The sequence below is a fragment of the Bradyrhizobium sp. 142 genome (genome assembly GCF_023074015.1).
In the GTDB taxonomy this organism is placed as follows: domain Bacteria; phylum Pseudomonadota; class Alphaproteobacteria; order Rhizobiales; family Xanthobacteraceae; genus Bradyrhizobium.
In genome coordinates this window covers 15,323-31,906 of sequence record NZ_JADPKQ010000224.1, presented here as the reverse complement: position 1 = coordinate 31,906, position 16,584 = coordinate 15,323, and the positions used below count along the sequence as shown (strand labels likewise).

Annotated in this window: 17 protein-coding genes; 8 read left to right on the top strand and 9 right to left on the bottom strand. The window is 64.2% G+C overall.

What is annotated here, in order from left to right; all coding sequences use genetic code 11:
• Positions 1-87: 87 nt before the first annotated feature.
• The 6 genes from IVA82_RS20730 to IVA82_RS20705 form a co-directional block, all read right to left on the bottom strand.
• Positions 88-576: a flavin reductase gene (locus IVA82_RS20730; RefSeq protein WP_247388393.1), complete on the bottom strand. Its 489-nt coding sequence runs from the start codon at positions 574-576 to the stop codon at positions 88-90.
• The gene (locus IVA82_RS20725; protein WP_247388392.1) at positions 573-1,847 is read right to left on the bottom strand and encodes a Zn-dependent hydrolase; all 1,275 of its coding nucleotides are present in this window, start codon (positions 1,845-1,847) and stop codon (positions 573-575) included. The genes IVA82_RS20730 and IVA82_RS20725 overlap by 4 nt, the downstream gene beginning before the upstream one ends.
• A gap of 7 nt (positions 1,848-1,854) precedes the next feature.
• Entirely contained in the window at positions 1,855-2,736 is an 882-nt protein-coding gene (locus tag IVA82_RS20720; protein WP_247388391.1) for an alpha/beta hydrolase, read from the bottom strand.
• Positions 2,737-2,746: 10 nt separating this feature from the next.
• Positions 2,747-3,892 (bottom strand): pyridoxal phosphate-dependent aminotransferase, encoded by a 1,146-nt coding sequence (locus IVA82_RS20715; protein WP_247388390.1) that lies wholly within the window; start codon positions 3,890-3,892, stop codon positions 2,747-2,749.
• Between the two features lie 7 nt (positions 3,893-3,899).
• Positions 3,900-4,679 (bottom strand): SDR family oxidoreductase, encoded by a 780-nt coding sequence (locus IVA82_RS20710; RefSeq protein WP_247388389.1) that lies wholly within the window; start codon positions 4,677-4,679, stop codon positions 3,900-3,902.
• Between the two features lie 67 nt (positions 4,680-4,746).
• Positions 4,747-5,385: a GntR family transcriptional regulator gene (locus tag IVA82_RS20705; protein ID WP_247388388.1), complete on the bottom strand. Its 639-nt coding sequence runs from the start codon at positions 5,383-5,385 to the stop codon at positions 4,747-4,749.
• A 303-nt stretch (positions 5,386-5,688) separates the two neighbouring features.
• Between IVA82_RS20705 and IVA82_RS20700 the strand changes: the two genes are divergently transcribed.
• Genes IVA82_RS20700 through IVA82_RS20675 form a run of 6 tightly spaced genes read left to right on the top strand, consistent with a single transcriptional unit; the run spans position 5,689 to position 11,249 of the window.
• Positions 5,689-6,552: an ATP-binding cassette domain-containing protein gene (locus IVA82_RS20700; RefSeq protein ID WP_247388387.1), complete on the top strand. Its 864-nt coding sequence runs from the start codon at positions 5,689-5,691 to the stop codon at positions 6,550-6,552.
• Positions 6,549-7,340 carry a class II aldolase/adducin family protein gene (locus IVA82_RS20695; protein WP_247388386.1) on the top strand — a complete coding sequence of 264 codons (792 nt, stop codon included), beginning with the start codon at positions 6,549-6,551 and terminating at the stop codon, positions 7,338-7,340. The genes IVA82_RS20700 and IVA82_RS20695 overlap by 4 nt, the downstream gene beginning before the upstream one ends.
• 22 nt (positions 7,341-7,362) lie before the next feature.
• A complete protein-coding gene (locus IVA82_RS20690; RefSeq protein WP_247388385.1) occupies positions 7,363-8,373 on the top strand; it encodes an ABC transporter substrate-binding protein in 1,011 nt (336 codons plus the stop codon).
• The gene (locus tag IVA82_RS20685; RefSeq protein ID WP_247388384.1) at positions 8,370-9,185 is read left to right on the top strand and encodes an ABC transporter permease; all 816 of its coding nucleotides are present in this window, start codon (positions 8,370-8,372) and stop codon (positions 9,183-9,185) included. The genes IVA82_RS20690 and IVA82_RS20685 overlap by 4 nt, the downstream gene beginning before the upstream one ends.
• Entirely contained in the window at positions 9,182-9,940 is a 759-nt protein-coding gene (locus IVA82_RS20680) for an ABC transporter permease (protein WP_247388383.1), read from the top strand. Before IVA82_RS20685 ends, IVA82_RS20680 begins: the two co-directional genes overlap by 4 nt.
• A gap of 4 nt (positions 9,941-9,944) precedes the next feature.
• Positions 9,945-11,249 carry an LLM class flavin-dependent oxidoreductase gene (locus tag IVA82_RS20675; protein ID WP_247388382.1) on the top strand — a complete coding sequence of 435 codons (1,305 nt, stop codon included), beginning with the start codon at positions 9,945-9,947 and terminating at the stop codon, positions 11,247-11,249.
• Positions 11,250-11,343: 94 nt separating this feature from the next.
• Here IVA82_RS20675 and IVA82_RS20670 read toward each other — a convergent pair whose 3' ends face one another.
• Genes IVA82_RS20670 through IVA82_RS20660 form a run of 3 tightly spaced genes read right to left on the bottom strand, consistent with a single transcriptional unit; the run spans position 11,344 to position 13,986 of the window.
• Positions 11,344-12,183 carry an N-acyl homoserine lactonase family protein gene (locus IVA82_RS20670; protein WP_247388381.1) on the bottom strand — a complete coding sequence of 280 codons (840 nt, stop codon included), beginning with the start codon at positions 12,181-12,183 and terminating at the stop codon, positions 11,344-11,346.
• 27 nt (positions 12,184-12,210) lie between these two features.
• Positions 12,211-12,597: a carboxymuconolactone decarboxylase family protein gene (locus tag IVA82_RS20665; protein ID WP_247388380.1), complete on the bottom strand. Its 387-nt coding sequence runs from the start codon at positions 12,595-12,597 to the stop codon at positions 12,211-12,213.
• Positions 12,598-12,627: 30 nt separating this feature from the next.
• Positions 12,628-13,986 (bottom strand): MmgE/PrpD family protein, encoded by a 1,359-nt coding sequence (locus IVA82_RS20660; protein WP_247388379.1) that lies wholly within the window; start codon positions 13,984-13,986, stop codon positions 12,628-12,630.
• A 245-nt stretch (positions 13,987-14,231) separates the two neighbouring features.
• On the opposite strand from IVA82_RS20660, the gene IVA82_RS20655 reads away from it, so the two are divergent.
• Both IVA82_RS20655 and IVA82_RS20650 read left to right on the top strand, forming a co-directional pair.
• A complete protein-coding gene (locus tag IVA82_RS20655; protein WP_247388378.1) occupies positions 14,232-15,125 on the top strand; it encodes an NAD(P)-dependent oxidoreductase in 894 nt (297 codons plus the stop codon).
• 30 nt (positions 15,126-15,155) lie between these two features.
• On the top strand, positions 15,156-16,550 hold the full coding sequence (locus tag IVA82_RS20650) for an MmgE/PrpD family protein (RefSeq protein WP_247388377.1): 1,395 nt from the start codon (positions 15,156-15,158) through the stop codon (positions 16,548-16,550).
• Positions 16,551-16,584: the final 34 nt, after the last annotated feature.

Genomic DNA, 16,584 nt, shown 5'->3' with positions numbered 1-16,584 from the left:
CGGCGATATGAACGAGACTAATGGCCGGCTCGAATGCACTTGCTTCGGCGCCGTATGAGACGGCAGCAATGCCGTGCGCCGCCTCGCTCAAAACGCCCGCACAGAATGGTAGACGCGGCCAAGATAAATCAGGTTCTCCGTCAGGCCGGAGCTCTGCAGCGCGACAACGCGGCAGAACAATACATCGTGCGTGCCGACCGTGACGACATTCGCTATCTCGCAATCGAAGGCGGCTGCGCTGTCGACGAGAACCGGTGCACCCGTCGCGAGCGTCGACCACACCGCCGCCGCGAACCGTTCCCTGGCGGGCACCTTGCCACCAAATAGCCGTGAAAGTCGCTCCTGCCGACTCGATAGCACATTTACACACACGACGTTGTTGCCCGCCACGCTTACATGCGCCGAGGATGCGCGGTTCATGCACACCAAAAGCGTCGGCGGATCGTCGGTGACGCTGCAGACGGCGGACGCAGTGAAGCCGGCGCGACCTGCGGGACCATTGGTCGTGACGATGCTGACCGCGGCGCCGAGACGCGCCATCGCATCGCGATAGTCCCCTTGGAAACTTTCCGTCATTGCTCCGCCTCATGTCGCGCAGTGAATGACCGCCTGGCGAGCTCAACCTCTCGCAACACTTGCGCTAAGACAGACGCGCCGGCGGCAACATCGGCTGGCTCGGCCCATTCATGCTCCACATGGCTCGCTCCGTCGCGGCACGGAATGAAGATCATTGCCGCCGGACAGATCTTGGCGACATGACGGGCATCGTGACCGGCGGCCGAGAGAATGACCATGGTGGGATGCCCCTGGTCACGCGAGGCCTGCGCGATGCTTGCCTGCAGCTGCGGATCGAACACGTTCGACGGCGCATCGACCAGCGGCGTCACCGTGACCGTGCAAGGAGGAGCGTACTCGCGGCAGAGAGCTGTAATACGGGCACCGGCTGCGGTGAGCGCCGCATTCTCCGGATGACGCAGATCGATGCTGAAGCTGACGCGCGACGGCACCACCGACGGTGCATTCGGCATGACGGCCACCCGACCGATGGTAAATTTGATGTCGGTGTCGATGGTACCGATCTCGGCATGGAGCGCTGTTGCGATCCGCGCAAAGGCGGCGAGCGCATCCCGCCTCTCCTGCTGCGCGAGCGTACCTGCATGTCCCTCCGCACCTTCGACAACCACCTGAAACGTCTTCTTGCCCTGGATGCCGGTGACGACGCCGATCGTGCAGGCGGCCGCCTCCAGCAGCGGTCCCTGCTCGATATGCAATTCGAGATAGCTCTCCACGGCAAAGCCGAGCGGCCTGTGCGGCAGATCGGGAAAAGCCTGATGGAGACGATCGAGCGCTTCACCAACACTGACGCCGTCTGCATCCCGCGCGGCGCGAATCGCCGCCACGTCGCGCTCCCCGGTAAAGGCCTCCGAGCCCATCATGCCCGGGGCGAAGCGCGAGCCTTCCTCGTTCATCCAGGCGACGACAATGACGTCGCGCGCCGGCTTGTCGCCTTGCTCGGCGAGCGTGACAGCCGCCTCGAGCGCCGCCATCACGCCGGCCGCTCCGTCGAATTTTCCGCCGGTCGGCTGGCTATCGAGATGGCTGCCGAGCAAGAATGGCGGCGCGGTGCGATCTTGCCCCGCCAGTGCCAGAAACAGATTTCCTGCGGCATCGGTCGACGGCGTCAACCCCGCTTCGAGGGCCCAGCCGATGACACGGCGCCAAGCAGCGATTTCACCATCGCTTAACGCCTGACGATTGACGCCGCCGGCCGGCGTCGCCCCAATCTCGGCGAGCGCCATCAAGCGGGTCCAGAGCCGATCGGCGTTGATCAGGGGCTGGCTCGTCATCGATCTGCTACTTCGTGCGCATGATCTGGCCCGGCAACGCGCGTGGATCACGCGGCTGCCAGCGTCCGGCTTCGACCTGGGCGATGAACTCGGCGAGTAGCGCGTTGAACGCTGCCGGCTCTTCCAGATTGAGCGTGTGACCGGTCTTGGGAAATACCGAGAGGCCGCAGGCCGGAATAGTCTTCTTCAGGAAGATGCCGGGCTGGAGACAATGATCGTCCTCGTCGCCGACGACCACCAGCGTCGGCACCATCATCGTCTTTAGACCATCCTCGAGGTCGTAAAACGACGGTCGCCGCGCCTGGACGCCGCGCATGGTGTTGGCGGCGCCGCGATCGGAATGGGTCGCGAGTCGATCGGCGAATTCCCGCCAGCCACGCGGATCCTTGTTCTGGAACTGGACGCGGCTCGCGCCGAGCGCATAGATCCTGGAGAACTCCTTGGCGCCCTGCTTCTCGAAATTGTCGGCAACTTCGAGCGAGACTCCGCGAAAATACTCCTCATATTCCTTTTCGCAGCCGTAGCCGGCGCTGGCCACCGTCAACGACAAAGCGCGCTCCGGGGTGCGCAGACCGAAATGCACCGTGCAGAAGCCACCCATCGATAGGCCGACGATGTGCGCCTTCTCGATCTTCAGCGCATCGAGCACGGCAACCGCATCATCCGCAGCGAGCGCCTGCGAATACATCTCCACGCTGTCAGGCACATCCGACGGCGGATAGCCACGTGCGGCGTAGGTGATGCAGCGATGGCGCCTGCTGAAATTGCGAAGCTGCGGCTCCCAGCTCGCGTGATTGCCGCCGAATTCATGAATGAAGAGGATCGGCGTACCCTCGCCCGCCTCTTCCACATGAAGCTTCACGCCGTCCCTGGTCGTGATCATTGTCATCGGCATCATCCTAGAATTGCGGCGGCAGGTCGTTGAGCGTGCGCGCTTGCACAACCATGTCCGGGAGCAGCGCGCAAAACTTGTCGACCCAGGACGGCGGCACGGACGTGCTGATCTTGACGAAACGGTCACCGAAACGCTGCGTGTGGTAGGTGCCCTGGCGGATCATGATGCCCTGACGGCGATAGCACTCGACCAGCGCCTCGGGACGGATGCCCGCCGCGATGGTCTCCAACACCAGAAAGTTTCCGTGCGACGGCATGATCGGCAGCGTCAATCCGTCGATCGCGGCCGCCGCCTCCTGGATCATCGCCTTGTTGGTCCGGTCAGTGCTGCGGACCTTCTTCATCCATTCGGTCTTGACCGACAACCCCGCCTGCGCCGCGCGCTGGGCGATGACGCTCGCACCGAGGACGCTGGTGGAGGTCTGCGCCAGCTCCTCGAACAGAGCTGGCGCGGCGACCAGAGCACCGATCCGCAGGCCGGCAAGCCCGAGCCATTTCGAAAAGCTGGTCGAAACGACCGAGCCTTGCGGCGCCACGTGAAGCGCTGGCGTGTGGCCGTCGGCGAAATCACGGTAGGTGCAATCGTGCACCAGCAGCGCGCCGCAATCGCGCGCGATCGCGGCAAAGCTCTCGATCTCCTCGCGGGTGTAGCGGATGCCGAGCGGATTGTTGGGATCGACGAGATAGATGATCGCGGTGCGCTCATCGACATTCGCCTTCAACGCCTCGGGCGTTAGGCGGTAGTTGCAGTCCGGATCGTAGATCGGAATCTCGATCACCTCGCAGCCCTGCTGACGCGCGAACAGGCACGGCCATTTCCAGGTCGGATCGGTCGTCACCAGCGTGGTGCCGGGCTTGCAGCGCGCGCGACAGATCATCGCCAGCGCGTTGACGCCCCCCTCGGTCACCAATGCCTCTGCGCCGGGCGTGCCGAGATCGGCGACGATCGCAGCGCGCAGCGCCTCGAAGCCGAGCGGCGGGGCATAGGCATTGAACTCGCCGGCCTCGATCGAGCGCAGCATCGCCTCGCGCACGGCGGGATGGCTCTCGATATGATTGGTGTTCTGGCCGAGCCAATAGAGTCCCGGCGTCGCCGAGAGCTCGTCGAAATAGCGGTTGCGGATCAGTGCCGCGGATTGAGGCTTCGACATCGACGCCTCAGATCACCGAGCCGCGCGCGGCAATGCCGCCGTCGATCGTCACCACGGTACCGGTGATGTAGCCGGAGCGCGGCGAGGACAGGAAGGCGACGAGATCGGCGACCTCCTCCGAGGTTGCCGGCCGCTTGCCCGGATATTTGTCGAACAGTTCCTCCCAGCGGCTTTCATCGCCGAGCATGTCGATCGATTTGCGCTTCATGATCTTGAGCATGCGATCAGTCGCGACAGGCCCTGGGTTGACCGCGACGACGCGCACCCCGTGATCGAGGCTGCGGCCACCAAGCGCCTTGGTGAAGGACATCAGCGCCGCATTGCCGGTCGAGCCCGCGATATAGCTCGCGTCCCAGTTCTCGCCGGAATTGCCGATGATGTTGATGATGACGCCGTCCTTGCCCTTCATACGCGGATAATAGAGACGCGACAGCGTGATGTAGCCGAACACCTTGAGATCGAAGCCGCGCCGCCATGCCGCATCATCGAGGACTTCGAGCGAACCGGCCGGGATGTCGCCGGCATTGTTGACGAGGATGTCGATGTCGCCGACCTCGGCCGCGAGCTTCTCCATCGCAGCCGTGCTTGAGAGGTCGAGTGCATGGATCGTGATCTTCACGCCGTGCCGGGCTTCCAGCTTCCGCTTGGCCTGGAGCATGGCCTCACCGTTGCGGGCGGCGAGATGCAGGTGGCACCCCTCCGCGGCGAAGAGATCGGCCACTGCAAGTCCAATTCCTTTCGATGCGCCGGTGATCAGGGCGGTCTTGTTCGTCAGCTTAAGGTCCACTCCGGGTCTCCAGGATGCAATCTAGATATACATGATCTAGCAATTTGCATACCAAGCGGCCGGAAGGTCATTCGAAGCCGGCAAGGAAGTCCAGCAAGTTGTCGCCGAGCAGGTTGACATGATCGCGCATGGCGCTGTGCGCCCTCTCCGGATCGTGAGCCAGGATCGCCCGCATGATCGCCTCGTGCTCGCGAACGGTATCGGCGATTCGGTTCGGCATGCGCGTCACCCGGCGGCGATACGCCGCCACCTGATTGCGCAGCTTGCGGGTCTGCTCGGCCAGGAAGGTGTTGCGTGAGGCCTCATAGATCGCCTCGTGGAATTCCTGGTTGATGTCGTAGAATACGTCGATGTCGCCGGTTTCGCCTGCCGCCACAAGCTGCTGGTGTACCTTGCCAATTTTAGCTCCCCAAGCCTGGGAGACGCGCCGGGCGGCGAGCCGCGCACAGAGCCCCTCGAGCTCCGCCATGACCTGGAACATCTCGATCAGCGCCTGCGCCTTGATGCTGCGGACCGTCGCGCCCTGCCGTCCGCGCAACTCGACCAGATTGTTGGCCGCCATGAGGCGGAACGCCTCCCGCACCGGCGTGCGCGAGACGCCGAAACGCTGGGCGATCTCCTGCTCGTCGAGCCGACTGCCCGGTTCAAGGTGCCCCGCCGCGATCGCCCCTTCGAGCTTCTGACGCAAACGCTCGGCGAGCGTCATGCCGGGACTCGCCTCCAGGGATTCGTGCCCATTTTTCACGCGTCCGCCCCCCGCTATGTGCACCAATATCCGCCATCATGTTTCTCCGGTAACAATATATGTATACAAAATGGCACCCTCATTCCAGCGAAACAGCTGATTTCCTTCTCGGACACGCGCGACTTGAACGCATTCGCTTCAGAGACTCGCAAGTCTTATGCCCGATTTGCCCGGAAATCGCACTGGCACACGAGTTGCTAAGAGATTTCGAAGCGGTCCGCTTTCGTATGCGAATGGCCGCCGCCATTATACAAGGACATCCCGGTGCAGGCTGCTTGCCTCCCCCATCCCGGACCGACCACCGAAGCACTGCAAGCTCACCCGAAGCCTGAGCCGCTGCTTGAACTGCGCGCGGTGAGCAAGACCTTCGGCCTCGTCGCTGCACTCTCGGGGTTCGAGGCGAACATCGCCCCCGGCGAATTTGTCACCGTCGTCGGCCCGAGCGGCTGCGGCAAGAGCACCCTTTTCAACATCGTCGCAGGATTGGAAGAGCCAGATGCCGGCGGCATCCTGCGCTTCGAGGGCAAGAGCTGCCATGCCGCCGACCTGCTCGGCCGCGTCTCCTTCATGCCGCAGCGCGACCTCTTGTTTCCTTGGCGCAACGTGGTGGACAACGCCATCCTCGCGCTCGAGGTCGAGGGCATGCCGCGCGACCAGGCACGCACCAAGGCGCTGAACATGTTGCCCGAGTTCGGGCTGGCCGGCTTCGAGAAGCAATACCCCAACCAATTGTCGGGCGGCATGCGCCAGCGCGTCGCCTTGATGCGCACCTTCCTGTTCGAACGCGACCTGATGCTGCTCGACGAGCCGTTCGGCGCACTCGACGCGCTGACGCGGGCGATGATGCAGCGCTGGTTGCTCGACGTCTGGCAGAAATACCGCCGCACCATCCTCTTCATCACCCATGACGTCGACGAGGCGATCTTCCTCGGCGACCGCGTGCTGGTCATGACGGCGCGCCCCGGCTCGGTGAAACTCGAACAGGTCGTCGAACTCCCCCGCCCGCGCCGGCCCGAGATCGTCACCTCCCCCGAATTCGTGCGCCTTAAGCGAACGCTGCTCGATGCGATCGAGGAGGAGAGCATGAAGTCGTTCCAATCCTCCATCGCACAGGAGAAGACGCCGTGAACGCGATGTCTGCGAGAGAACCGCTAGCCAAGCCGCGGGGCATCGAACCAGCCGAGCGGGATGCCCGGATCAAGCTTGCGGCCTGCTATCGCATGGTCGCCAAGCTCGGAATGGACGACCTGATCTACAACCACATCTCCTTGCGCGTTCCCGGCCATGAGGATCAGTTCCTCATCAATCCCTACGGACTGTTGTTCGACGAGATCACGGCGTCGAGCCTGGTGAAGATCGACACCAAGGGCAACAAGCTCGACGACACGCCTTATGCCGTCAATGTCGCCGCCTTCGTGATCCATGCAGCGATCCACACGTCGAACCACGACGCGGCCTGCGTGCTTCACACCCATTCCGACGCGAGCGTTGCGGTCTCAGGGCAGGAGAACGGCCTGCTGCCGCTCAGCCAGTTCGCGATGCGCTTCTACGACCGCCAGGCCTTCCACGATTACGAAGGCGTCGCCATCGATCTCGACGAGCAGATCCGCCTGGTGCGCGACCTCGGCCCGCACAAGGTGATGCTGATGCGCAACCACGGCATCCTCACCGTCGGCCGGACGCCGGGCGAGGCCTTCATGCTGCTCTACTATTTCGAGCGCGCTGCGCGGATCCAGCTCCAGATGCAGGCGGCGGCCGCAGCCGGCGCCAAGCTGGTGATGCCGCCGCACGAGATCTGCGAGAAGGCCGCCCGCCAGTTCTGGGAATTGAAGGGCGACATCCTCGTGCCCGGCGAACGCGAATGGCCGGCGCTGATGCGCCAGCTCGACCGCACCGATCCTTCCTATCGCAATTGATTTTCACCGCCTGGAGTATGTCATGTTGAGCCGCCGCCACGCCTTCTCAGTCCTCTCCGCCATCGCGCTGGCGACCGGCTCTCTGTCGGTGCAAGCGGCCGAGCCGCAGAAGGCGAGCCTACGCCTGAAATGGCTGCCACAGGCCCAGTTCGCCGGCTTCTACGTCGCAGCGGCCAAGGGCTACTACAAGGCCGAGGGCATCGACCTCACCATCAATCCCGGCGGGCCCAACCTGCTCACCGAAAACCTGGTCGCGACCGGCGCCGACACGTTCGGCCTCTCCGGCGGCACCGACAGCGTGTTCGCGGCTCGCGACAAGGGACTCCCGATCGTCTGCATCGGTGTATCGCACCAGATCACCCCCTTCATCTTCGTCACCCGCAAGGACGGGCCGGTGAAGACGATCCAGGACTTCAAGGGCAAGACCGTCACCACCTGGTTCACCGGCGCCAACCACGTGCTGAACGGCATGCTGGCCAAGGAAGGTATCAAGCCGGATGAATTGAAGATCCAGCCGCAGCAGGTTTCGGTGACGCCCTTCGTCGACGGCAGCGTCGATGTGGTCACGGCGACCTATTACAACGAGTTCTACACCATCCAGTCGCGCATGCCCAAGGACAGCCTGAAGACCTTCGTCGCCGAGGACTACGGCATCACTTTCCCGCGCGACACGCTGATCGTCGCCGATGCGACCGCCAAGGAGAAGCCGGAACTCGTCAAGGCGTTCCTGCGCGCTTCGCTGAAGGGCTGGAAGGACGCCTTCGCAGATCCGAAGGGAGCCGTCGACACCGTGATGGCCGCAGCCCCGACGCTCGACCGCGCGCAGCAGGAGTTCATGCTCACCGAAGTGAAGCGCCTGATGACCGCCGGCACGGCGGCGAAGAACGGCATGTTCTGGATCGATGCCGACGCGGTCAAGACCGCCCACGATTTCTTCCTGAAATACGGCGTCATCTCCAAGCCGCTCGATCTTGCCGCCGCGTATGATGCAAGCTTCATCCAGGGCGTTCCGCTGGCGGACCGGCTGCCGTGAGCAGCCCTTCGGCGGCATCGCTTGGTAAGCGCTGGGTTGCTGCGCAGCGCATCGCGATGCCGGCTCCACTGCACAAGCTGATTCGGCTCCTGCTCGGCCTCGCCACCGCGGCGATGATCTGGGAAGGCGCGGTGCAGCTGTTCGGCATCCGTCCCTATTATCTGCCGCGCCTCAGCACGATCCTGCTGGCGATCGCGGCCACACCCCGCGCCTATGTCGACGGCTTCCTGCGTACGCTCACCGAAACGCTGATCGGCTTTGCTTCCGGCGGCGCGTTTGGTGTGCTCATGGGCGTCGCGTTCTTCCGCGTCCGCGCGCTGCGCGAGATGGTGTTTCCGATCTTCGTGGTGTCGCAGACCATTCCGGTCATCGCCTTCGGGGCGCTCGTGGTGCTGTGGTTCGGCAACACCCTGCTCGCCAAGGCGATCATCGCGTTCTATCTGACCTTCTTTCCGGTGACGGTGAACACGCTGCTGGGCCTCGAAACCGTCGATCCGAAGCAGGTCGCGTTGATGCGCAGCTTTGGCGCCTCCAACCGCCAGCTCCTGCTCCGCTTGCAGCTCCCAACGGCACTGCCACAGATATTCGTCGCGCTGCGGCTCGCCGCATCGCTGAGTCTGGTCGGGGCCATCGTCGGCGAATGGTTCGGCGACACCACCGGGCTCGGCGTGCTGCTGCTCCAGGCCATGTTCACCGAGAATGTCGTCGCGATCTGGGCCGCTCTGCTCGCCGCCGCGCTGCTCGGCACCGGCTTCTACGCGGTGGTCGCCGCGGTCGAGCGTCGGCTCGTGTTCTGGAGCGCCGAGCAATGAGCCGCGCGCTTGTCTCACCGTCGCTCGCCGTCCAGCGCGGCATCCTGGGCGCCGTCCTCCTGGTCGCGTGCTGGGAAGGCGCGTCGCGCGGACTGCATCTGCCGGCCTACGTTCTCCCCGCGGTCAGCGACATCCTCGCAGGCCTCTGGTCCAAGCGCGCAACGCTCGTTGACGCCGCCGGCTACACCCTGCTCGAAGCGCTGGTGGGCTACGGGCTGGGCTGCCTGATCGGTATCGGCCTCGCTGTCGCAATCGCATTGGCTCCGGCGCTGCGCGCCGCGATCCTGCCGCTCGCGACCGCGATCAATTCGGTGCCCGTGGTCGGCTATTCGCCGCTGATCCTGCTCTGGTTCGGCATCGGCGTCAGCTCGAAGATCGTGATGGTGGCGATGGCGGTGAGCTTCACCATCCTGCTCTCGATGCTGGCCGGGCTCGACCGTGTCGACCGCCGCGCCGTCGACCTCATGCGCAGCTTCGGGGCAAGCCGCTTCGGGGTGCTGTGGCGATTGCGCCTGCCGACCGCCCTGCCGCTGCTGCTCGCCGGCATGCGCGTCTCGACGGTGCGCAGCGTGATCGTAGCGATCGTCACCGAGATGCTCGGCGCGCATGGCGGACTCGGCTGGGTGATCTACCAGGCGGTGCTCCAGATCGACTTCGTCCAGGTCTGGGCGGCGATCTTCGTCGCATCAGCCGCGAGCCTCGCCTTCTTCGGCCTGATCGGCTTTCTCGAACGCAAGATCCTGTTCTGGATATGACGCCATGAAACGGCAGATGCATCTCGGCCTGTTTATCCTGGGGACCGGCAGCCACGTCGCCGGCTGGCGCTACCCCGGCGCGGTCGACAGCTTCCAGGATTTCGCGGCCATCCAGGAGATTGGCCGAACCGCCGAGCGCGGCAAATTCGACCTGATCTTCATGGGCGACAACCTCTATGCCGATGCCGCCGCCCACCCCTCCTACACGCTACGGCTGGAGCCGCTGACGATGCTCGCCGCGCTCGCGACCTCGACCAGCCACATCGGCCTCGGCGCGACGGTCTCCACCACCTACAGCGATCCGTTCTCGGTCGCGCGCGTGTTCGCCTCGCTCGACCACATCTCCAAGGGTCGCGCGGCGTGGAATGCGGTGACGACGGCCAATCCGGCCACGGCTGCGAATTTCGGCACCACCCATCCCGACCACGCCCGCCGTTACGAATTGGCCGGCGAATTCCTCGACGTCGTCGGGGGCCTGTGGGACGGCTGGGCGGATGATGCCATCGTCGCCGACCGCGCCAGCGGCCTCTACATCGATCCGGCGAGGCTCCGCCCGATCGACCATGACGGCACGTTCTTCAAGGTGAAGGGCCCGCTCAACATCGGCCGCAGCCCGCAAGGCCGCCCCGTCGTGCTCCAGGCCGGCGGCTCCGAGGCCGGACAGGCTCTCGCCGCGCGCACCGCCGATATCGTATTCTCGGTGGTGCAGGACATCGAGGAGGCCAAGGCTGGTTACACGTCGTTGAAGACGCGACTGCCGTCGTTCGGCCGCAAGGCCGACGATGTCACGGTGCTGCCGGGCGTGATGCCCGTCGTCGGCCGCACAGACAAGGAAGCGTTCGAGAAGCTCAACGTGCTCCAGAGCTTTGTCAGCGGCAGCAATGCGCTCGCGATCCTGTCCGACCGCTTCGGCCGGGACATGTCGGCCTACGATCTCGACGGGGGTATACCGGACATCGCGCCGTCGGACAGCTATCACAGTTTCGCAAGCGTCATGCTCGCCAAGGGGCGCCGCGAGAACATGACGCTGCGCGATCTCTACAATCTCACCGCCGCCGCCCGCGGCCATTGGGTGCTGTGCGGTTCGGCCGAGCGCATCGCCGATACGCTCCAGCTCTGGTTCGAGGAACACGCCGCCGACGGCTTCAACGTGATGCCGCCCTATTTCCACGAAGGGTTCGAGGATTTCGTTGAGCTCATCGTACCCATCTTGCAGGAGCGTGGGCTGTTCCGCGCGGACTATGAGGGGACGACGTTGCGGGATCACCTCGGCCTTGCGCGGCCGGCCAATCCCTTCTTCCAGGCCTAGCCCACACTGGCGACTCGCAAGGCGCGCTCGAGTTCTGGACCGAAGAGCGCTCCAAGATGCTCTACCTCGTGCCTTCGCAGCAGGCGACCAGCATCTACACCGATCCCGTCGTTCCCCGGTCAACGTACTGGGAATAGGCGCCAGACGGCGGCACGTCGAGGCGAACGGCTACACCGTTCAGATCCGGGCTTGGCGCCGGGTAGAGCTTCATGACAAGAGGATCGTGCCCGGGAACGATGTGATCCGCGTCGGGCGCCGCGGCCCGCAGCTTGTCGAAGCCCACGAGCATGTCGCCGACATGAAACGCGGTCGTGAATGGACGCTCGCTGGTCATGTTTTCGTAGAAATGACTAACGTCGGAGGCGAGCACGACGAAGCCCTGGCGCGTCCTGATGCGGACGAACTGAAGGCCCGCCGAATGTCCGCCTGCCGAATGGACCGTCAGTCCAGGCGCAATTTCGGCATCGCCATCGTAGAAGAGGACCCGACGCGCATAATTGAGCCGCACGATCCCGCAGATGTCCTCGACCTCGAACGAGTGCGACAGCCTCGGATACTGCATGTAGCGTCCGGTAGCGTACGCAAGCTCTCGTTCCTGCAAGTGAAATCGCGCATTCGGAAAACGGTCGAAATTGCCAGCGTGGTCGTGATGCAAATGTGTGAGGATCACATCGTTGACGTCGGCGGCATCTATATCGAACGCACGAAGCGTCTCCACCGGACAGCACAGGAATGTCCGGCTGCGCTTCTTCGCAACTTCCGCGTTGAATCCCGTGTCGATGACGAAGGTGCGACCACCTCCCCTGGCCAGCCACATGAAATAGTCCGTCGGCATCGGCCCGTCATGCGGATCGCCGCCGATGAAGTGCTCGCTCCGTTGCGCATCGCGCGTCGCATAGCGGATCGCGAAGAGCTCGTATTCGGGGTCGGCCATGAGTCTTCCGATCGAACGGACGCGCCTTCAGGAACTCGCATCGACTTCGTTGAAGGCCTCGCGCGCATTGCGGAAGGCATCGATGCCCGCGGGTACGCCGCAATAGACCGCGACCTGGAGCAGGATCTCCTTGATCTCCTCCTTGGTCAGCCCGTTCTTCAGGGCGCCCTTGACGTGCAGCTTTAGCTCGTGGGGCCGGTTCAGAGCCCCGAGCATTGCCAAATTGACGATCGAGCGCGTGCGCCGGTCGACACCGGGCCGCGTCCACAACGCGCCCCAGCAGAATTCGGTCGACCACTCTGCCATCGTGCGCGTGAACTCGTCGGCGCCGGCGATCGACTTGTTGACGTAGTCCTCGCCGAGCACTTCCTTGCGAACTTTCAGGCCCTTTTCGAACAGTTCGGTCTTGCTCATGATCATCCTTTCCGGTCTTGAGAATTATGTCTAGAGACGATTGGAAGCCGTGTGGCGCGACGCCAGCGGTGGTCGCAGCGATTGCAGGATGTCGGCGACGTCATCGAACGCGTCGAGCTGCCAGGCCGCTTCTATGACACGGTCCGCATCCCAATCGCTCCCGCCCACCCGCACGCCGCCGCGCAGCTTGGCCTCGATGTCGCAGTCTGCGAGCGGAGCGGCCAGGCTGCCGCGCGGCGAGATGACGGTTTCAGTGAGAACTTCACCTGACAACAGGCGCAAAATGACGCGCGCGGCGCCGTCGGGCATCTCGCCGTCAAGCTCTGCCCTCACCTTCCGCCGCAGCTGCGTGATATCGGGCCGAACCACGGTCTCGCGCGAAAATTCGCTGACGCCGGCCGCACCGAGCAACAGTGCACAGGCCGAACAATGGTGGATGCTGACGCGGGCATCGCGCTCGTTATTGACGGCCCGGTCGCCCCGCGCGAGCAGCAGTGCCGAGCCCTGCACAGTCACGGACTCGATCTGGTCGACCTTTCGGCCAATCCGCTCGCGCAACAGGAGGCAGGCATCGATGACCGCATGGAAGACGATGCCTGCGGGATAAGGTTTGTAGGTATTCTTCGCGATCTCCCACGACTTCCCGAGGCCACCGAGCAGGCGCACGAGATCTGGCTCGGCACCCATGGTGCGTGCCCAGCCGAGCGGACCTTCGATGGCGCGAGGTGCGGCCTCATAGCCCTGCTGCGCAAGCAACGCCGCGAACAGCCCGTTACGCGCCGCATTGCCCACGCTGACATTCTTGGCTGCGCTCGGCAGGTTCTCGACATTGCCCGCCGACTGGCTCGCCGCAATCCCGATTGCGTTCGCAATTCCTTCTGCTGGCAATCCCAACAGCTTCGCGCACGCTGCCGCCGCGCCAAAAATCCCGCAGGTCGAGGTGATGTGCCAGCCGCGCGCGTAGTGGCGCGGCGAGACCGCGTTGCCGATGCGGCATTCTAAATCCACACCGAGGATGAACGCCGTCAGCACATCGCGTCCCGACAGCCGATGCGTCTCAGCAAGCGCCAGTATGGGAGCCGCAACCGGGGCTGCCGGGTGAATGATCGTCTCGGGATGAGTGTCGTCGAAATCGAGAAGATTCGCCGAGATCGCGTTGACAAACGAGGCGCACAGCGCGTCCAGCCGCTCCGAATGGCCGATAATCGTCGCGGTCGCGACACCGCTGAACGGCGACAAGGTCCGCATCGCAGCAACGACCACCGGATCGTGCGCGGAGCCGAGTGCCGTTGCGAAGAAATTGAGAATCGATCGTCGCGCCTCATGGCTCTGCGCCTCCACGTCCGCCCATGACGAGGCAGCGACGAAATCGGCGAGTGTCCTGCTCACACTTGGAATCTGGTCTTGCGGCACGCGGGGCGTCTTCCTCGTTTTCCCGAACCTTATGTCGATCCGCGGCAAACTGTCGACCCAAAATGTTATGCTTGACAGCTTGTCTGACAATCACAACAATCCTCCAGGCTGGTGCGGGATCCGCTCCCGCGACGACGGCGGTCGAGAACATTGCCCGCGAAACGATCGACGAAAAAGATCATGAAGGCGCGCCATCCAGGGCGCGCGACAGGGAGTGAACGATGGCAGGACAAGCGCTCGGCGTGATCGGCACGGGCCGCATGGGCGGCCCCATGGCAGGGCGATTGATGGATGCGGGCTATTCGCTCGTCGTCTACGATACCCAAAGCGAAGCGACCCAGCCCTTGGTCAAGCGTGGCGCACTACTCGGCAACTCGCCGGCCGACGTCGCCTCGCGCACCGATATCGTGCTCGTCAGCCTGCCGACACCAGACATCGTCAAGGCAGTCACGCTCGGACAAGACGGCATCAGCAGCGGTGACCGCGCGAAAATCGTGGTCGATCTGTCGACCTCTGGTCCCGGCGCTGCGAAGCTCGTCGCCGAAGGGCTCAAGGCGAAGGGAATGACGCTGGTCGATGCGCCCGTGAGCGGCGGCATCAAGGGCGCGGTCAACGGCACGCTCGCCGTCATGGTGTCCTGCCCGCAGGAGACCTACGAGACGGTCCAGCCGATCCTGAAGAATTTCGGCAAGCTGTTCTACACCGGCGACAAGCCCGGCGTGGCGCAGACTGCCAAACTCGCCAACAACCTGATGGCGGCGGCAGCGCTGGTGATCACGTCGGAGGCGGTCGCGATGGGCGTCAAGGGCGGCGTCAATGCAAAGGTGCTGATCGACATCATCAATGCCAGCAGCGGCCGCAACAGCGCGTCCGAAGACAAATTCCCACGCGCGGTGCTGCCCGGCACGTTCGATTTCGGCTTCACCACCGGGCTTTCCTACAAGGATGTCCGGCTGTGCGTGGACGAGGCCGAGGCGATGGGCGTGCCGATGGTCTGCGGCGCGGTGGTGCGGCAGATGCTCGCGATCACCAACGCCAAATATGGCGCGTCATCCGACTTCACCTCGATCGCCAAGGTGCTCGAGGAATGGGCCGGAATCGAGATGCGCAGCTGACCGCGCGAACCTCAGGGAGCATGGATTGCGATGGCGATCGGTCCGACCGAATCCGGCAAAGTATCGCTCGCGCGCCGGATGGCGCGGAGCGTGCTTGCGCTCGATCTCGGGGATTTTGGGCCCGAGGTCATTGCCAAGGCAAAGATCTGCCTGCTTGACTTTCTTTCCTGCGCCTTCGAGGCGGGCAATCATCCCTGGAGCCGCCAGGCCGTTGCGATCGCGCAGGCCGGTGGCAGCGCGACGATCATCGGAACTTCGCAACTCTCCTCGCCAGCCGATGCCGCCTTCGCCAATGCCGTGATGGGACACGGTCTCGTCCGGGAAGATATGCATGCGGCCAGCATCGCGCACCACGGCGTCGTGATCTGGCCGACCCTGCTTGCGCTGTCCGAGCAAACGCCGCTGCGCGGGACGAGGCTACTCGCTGCCGCCATCATTGGCTACGAGACCGGCGCCCGGATCGGCCGCGCGCTCCTGACATCCGACCTCGCGCGGCTCTATCGTCCGACCGGGCTGGTGACCCCACCCGGCGCGGCCCTCGCGGGAAGTTTTGCACTCGGTCTCTCCGAAGACGCCGCAACCAGCGCCATCGCAATTGCGGCCAATACGTCCAGCGGGCTCAACGAGTGGCCGCATGCCGGCGGCTCCGACATGTATTTTCATCCGGGCTTCGCAGCCAGCAACGCGATCAAGGCTATCGGCCTTGCGGCGGCCGGCGCTTTCGGTTCGGAAACGATCCTCGAAGGAAGAGCCGGCCTATTCGCCGCCTATCGCCGTCAGGCCGCACCCGACAGCATCGCGCTGTTTCCGAGTGGCGAGTGCGAGATCATGGCCGTCTACAACAAGCCGGTACCGGCTTGCAATTTCGCGCAGACCGCGGCACAGGCGGCGTTTCGCGTCTCACATGAGCTCGCCAGCGCGGACGAGATCGAACGCATCGTCGTTCGCGCGCCCGAGCCCGCCGTTCGTTATCCCGGCTGCGATTCCAGGGGCCCCTACCTCACCGCGCTCCAGGCCAAGATGAGTATTCCATTCAGCGTCGCAGCGACGCTGTCGCGCGGCGCGATCGAGGAAGAGAACTATGCCGGGCTAGATGAGGCCGACATCCTGCGCCTGGTGTCGGTCACCGATCTCAAGGCAGATGCCGGCTTCACCGCCGCCTTCCCCGGCAAACAGGGAGCGGATGTCACCGTGCACCTGCGCGGTGGACGTAGGATCGGGCACGCCCTGCCCGATGTCGTCGCCGCAACGCCTTCAGATATTCGGACGCGCTTTCGGGCTGCCGCCAGCCGCGTCATCGGCGAGGACCGCACGCGGCGGCTCGAGCAACTCGTCGACGATTGCGACCAACTTGGCGACGCCAGGGTCATTGCGGCGCAGTGCCGTTTAGACACGCCGGGACGCGCTTTGCGATCAGCTTCATAAGAAACGTCGGACGATACGGGGGAAACATGGTCGA

What these genes read in the sequence shown, in the direction of transcription:
- IVA82_RS20670 (WP_247388381.1), bottom strand. Translation starts at nt 12,183, where the DNA reads ATGGCCGACCCCGAATACGAGCTCTTCGCGATCCGCTATGCGACGCGC.
- IVA82_RS20655 (WP_247388378.1), top strand. Translation starts at nt 14,232, where the DNA reads ATGGCAGGACAAGCGCTCGGCGTGATCGGCACGGGCCGCATGGGCGGC.
- IVA82_RS20725 (WP_247388392.1), bottom strand. Translation starts at nt 1,847, where the DNA reads ATGACGAGCCAGCCCCTGATCAACGCCGATCGGCTCTGGACCCGCTTG.
- IVA82_RS20675 (WP_247388382.1), top strand. Translation starts at nt 9,945, where the DNA reads ATGAAACGGCAGATGCATCTCGGCCTGTTTATCCTGGGGACCGGCAGC.
- IVA82_RS20715 (WP_247388390.1), bottom strand. Translation starts at nt 3,892, where the DNA reads ATGTCGAAGCCTCAATCCGCGGCACTGATCCGCAACCGCTATTTCGAC.
- IVA82_RS20690 (WP_247388385.1), top strand. Translation starts at nt 7,363, where the DNA reads ATGTTGAGCCGCCGCCACGCCTTCTCAGTCCTCTCCGCCATCGCGCTG.
- IVA82_RS20720 (WP_247388391.1), bottom strand. Translation starts at nt 2,736, where the DNA reads ATGACAATGATCACGACCAGGGACGGCGTGAAGCTTCATGTGGAAGAG.
- IVA82_RS20705 (WP_247388388.1), bottom strand. Translation starts at nt 5,385, where the DNA reads ATGACGCTCGCCGAGCGTTTGCGTCAGAAGCTCGAAGGGGCGATCGCG.
- IVA82_RS20650 (WP_247388377.1), top strand. Translation starts at nt 15,156, where the DNA reads ATGGCGATCGGTCCGACCGAATCCGGCAAAGTATCGCTCGCGCGCCGG.
- IVA82_RS20680 (WP_247388383.1), top strand. Translation starts at nt 9,182, where the DNA reads ATGAGCCGCGCGCTTGTCTCACCGTCGCTCGCCGTCCAGCGCGGCATC.
- IVA82_RS20665 (WP_247388380.1), bottom strand. Translation starts at nt 12,597, where the DNA reads ATGAGCAAGACCGAACTGTTCGAAAAGGGCCTGAAAGTTCGCAAGGAA.
- IVA82_RS20730 (WP_247388393.1), bottom strand. Translation starts at nt 576, where the DNA reads ATGACGGAAAGTTTCCAAGGGGACTATCGCGATGCGATGGCGCGTCTC.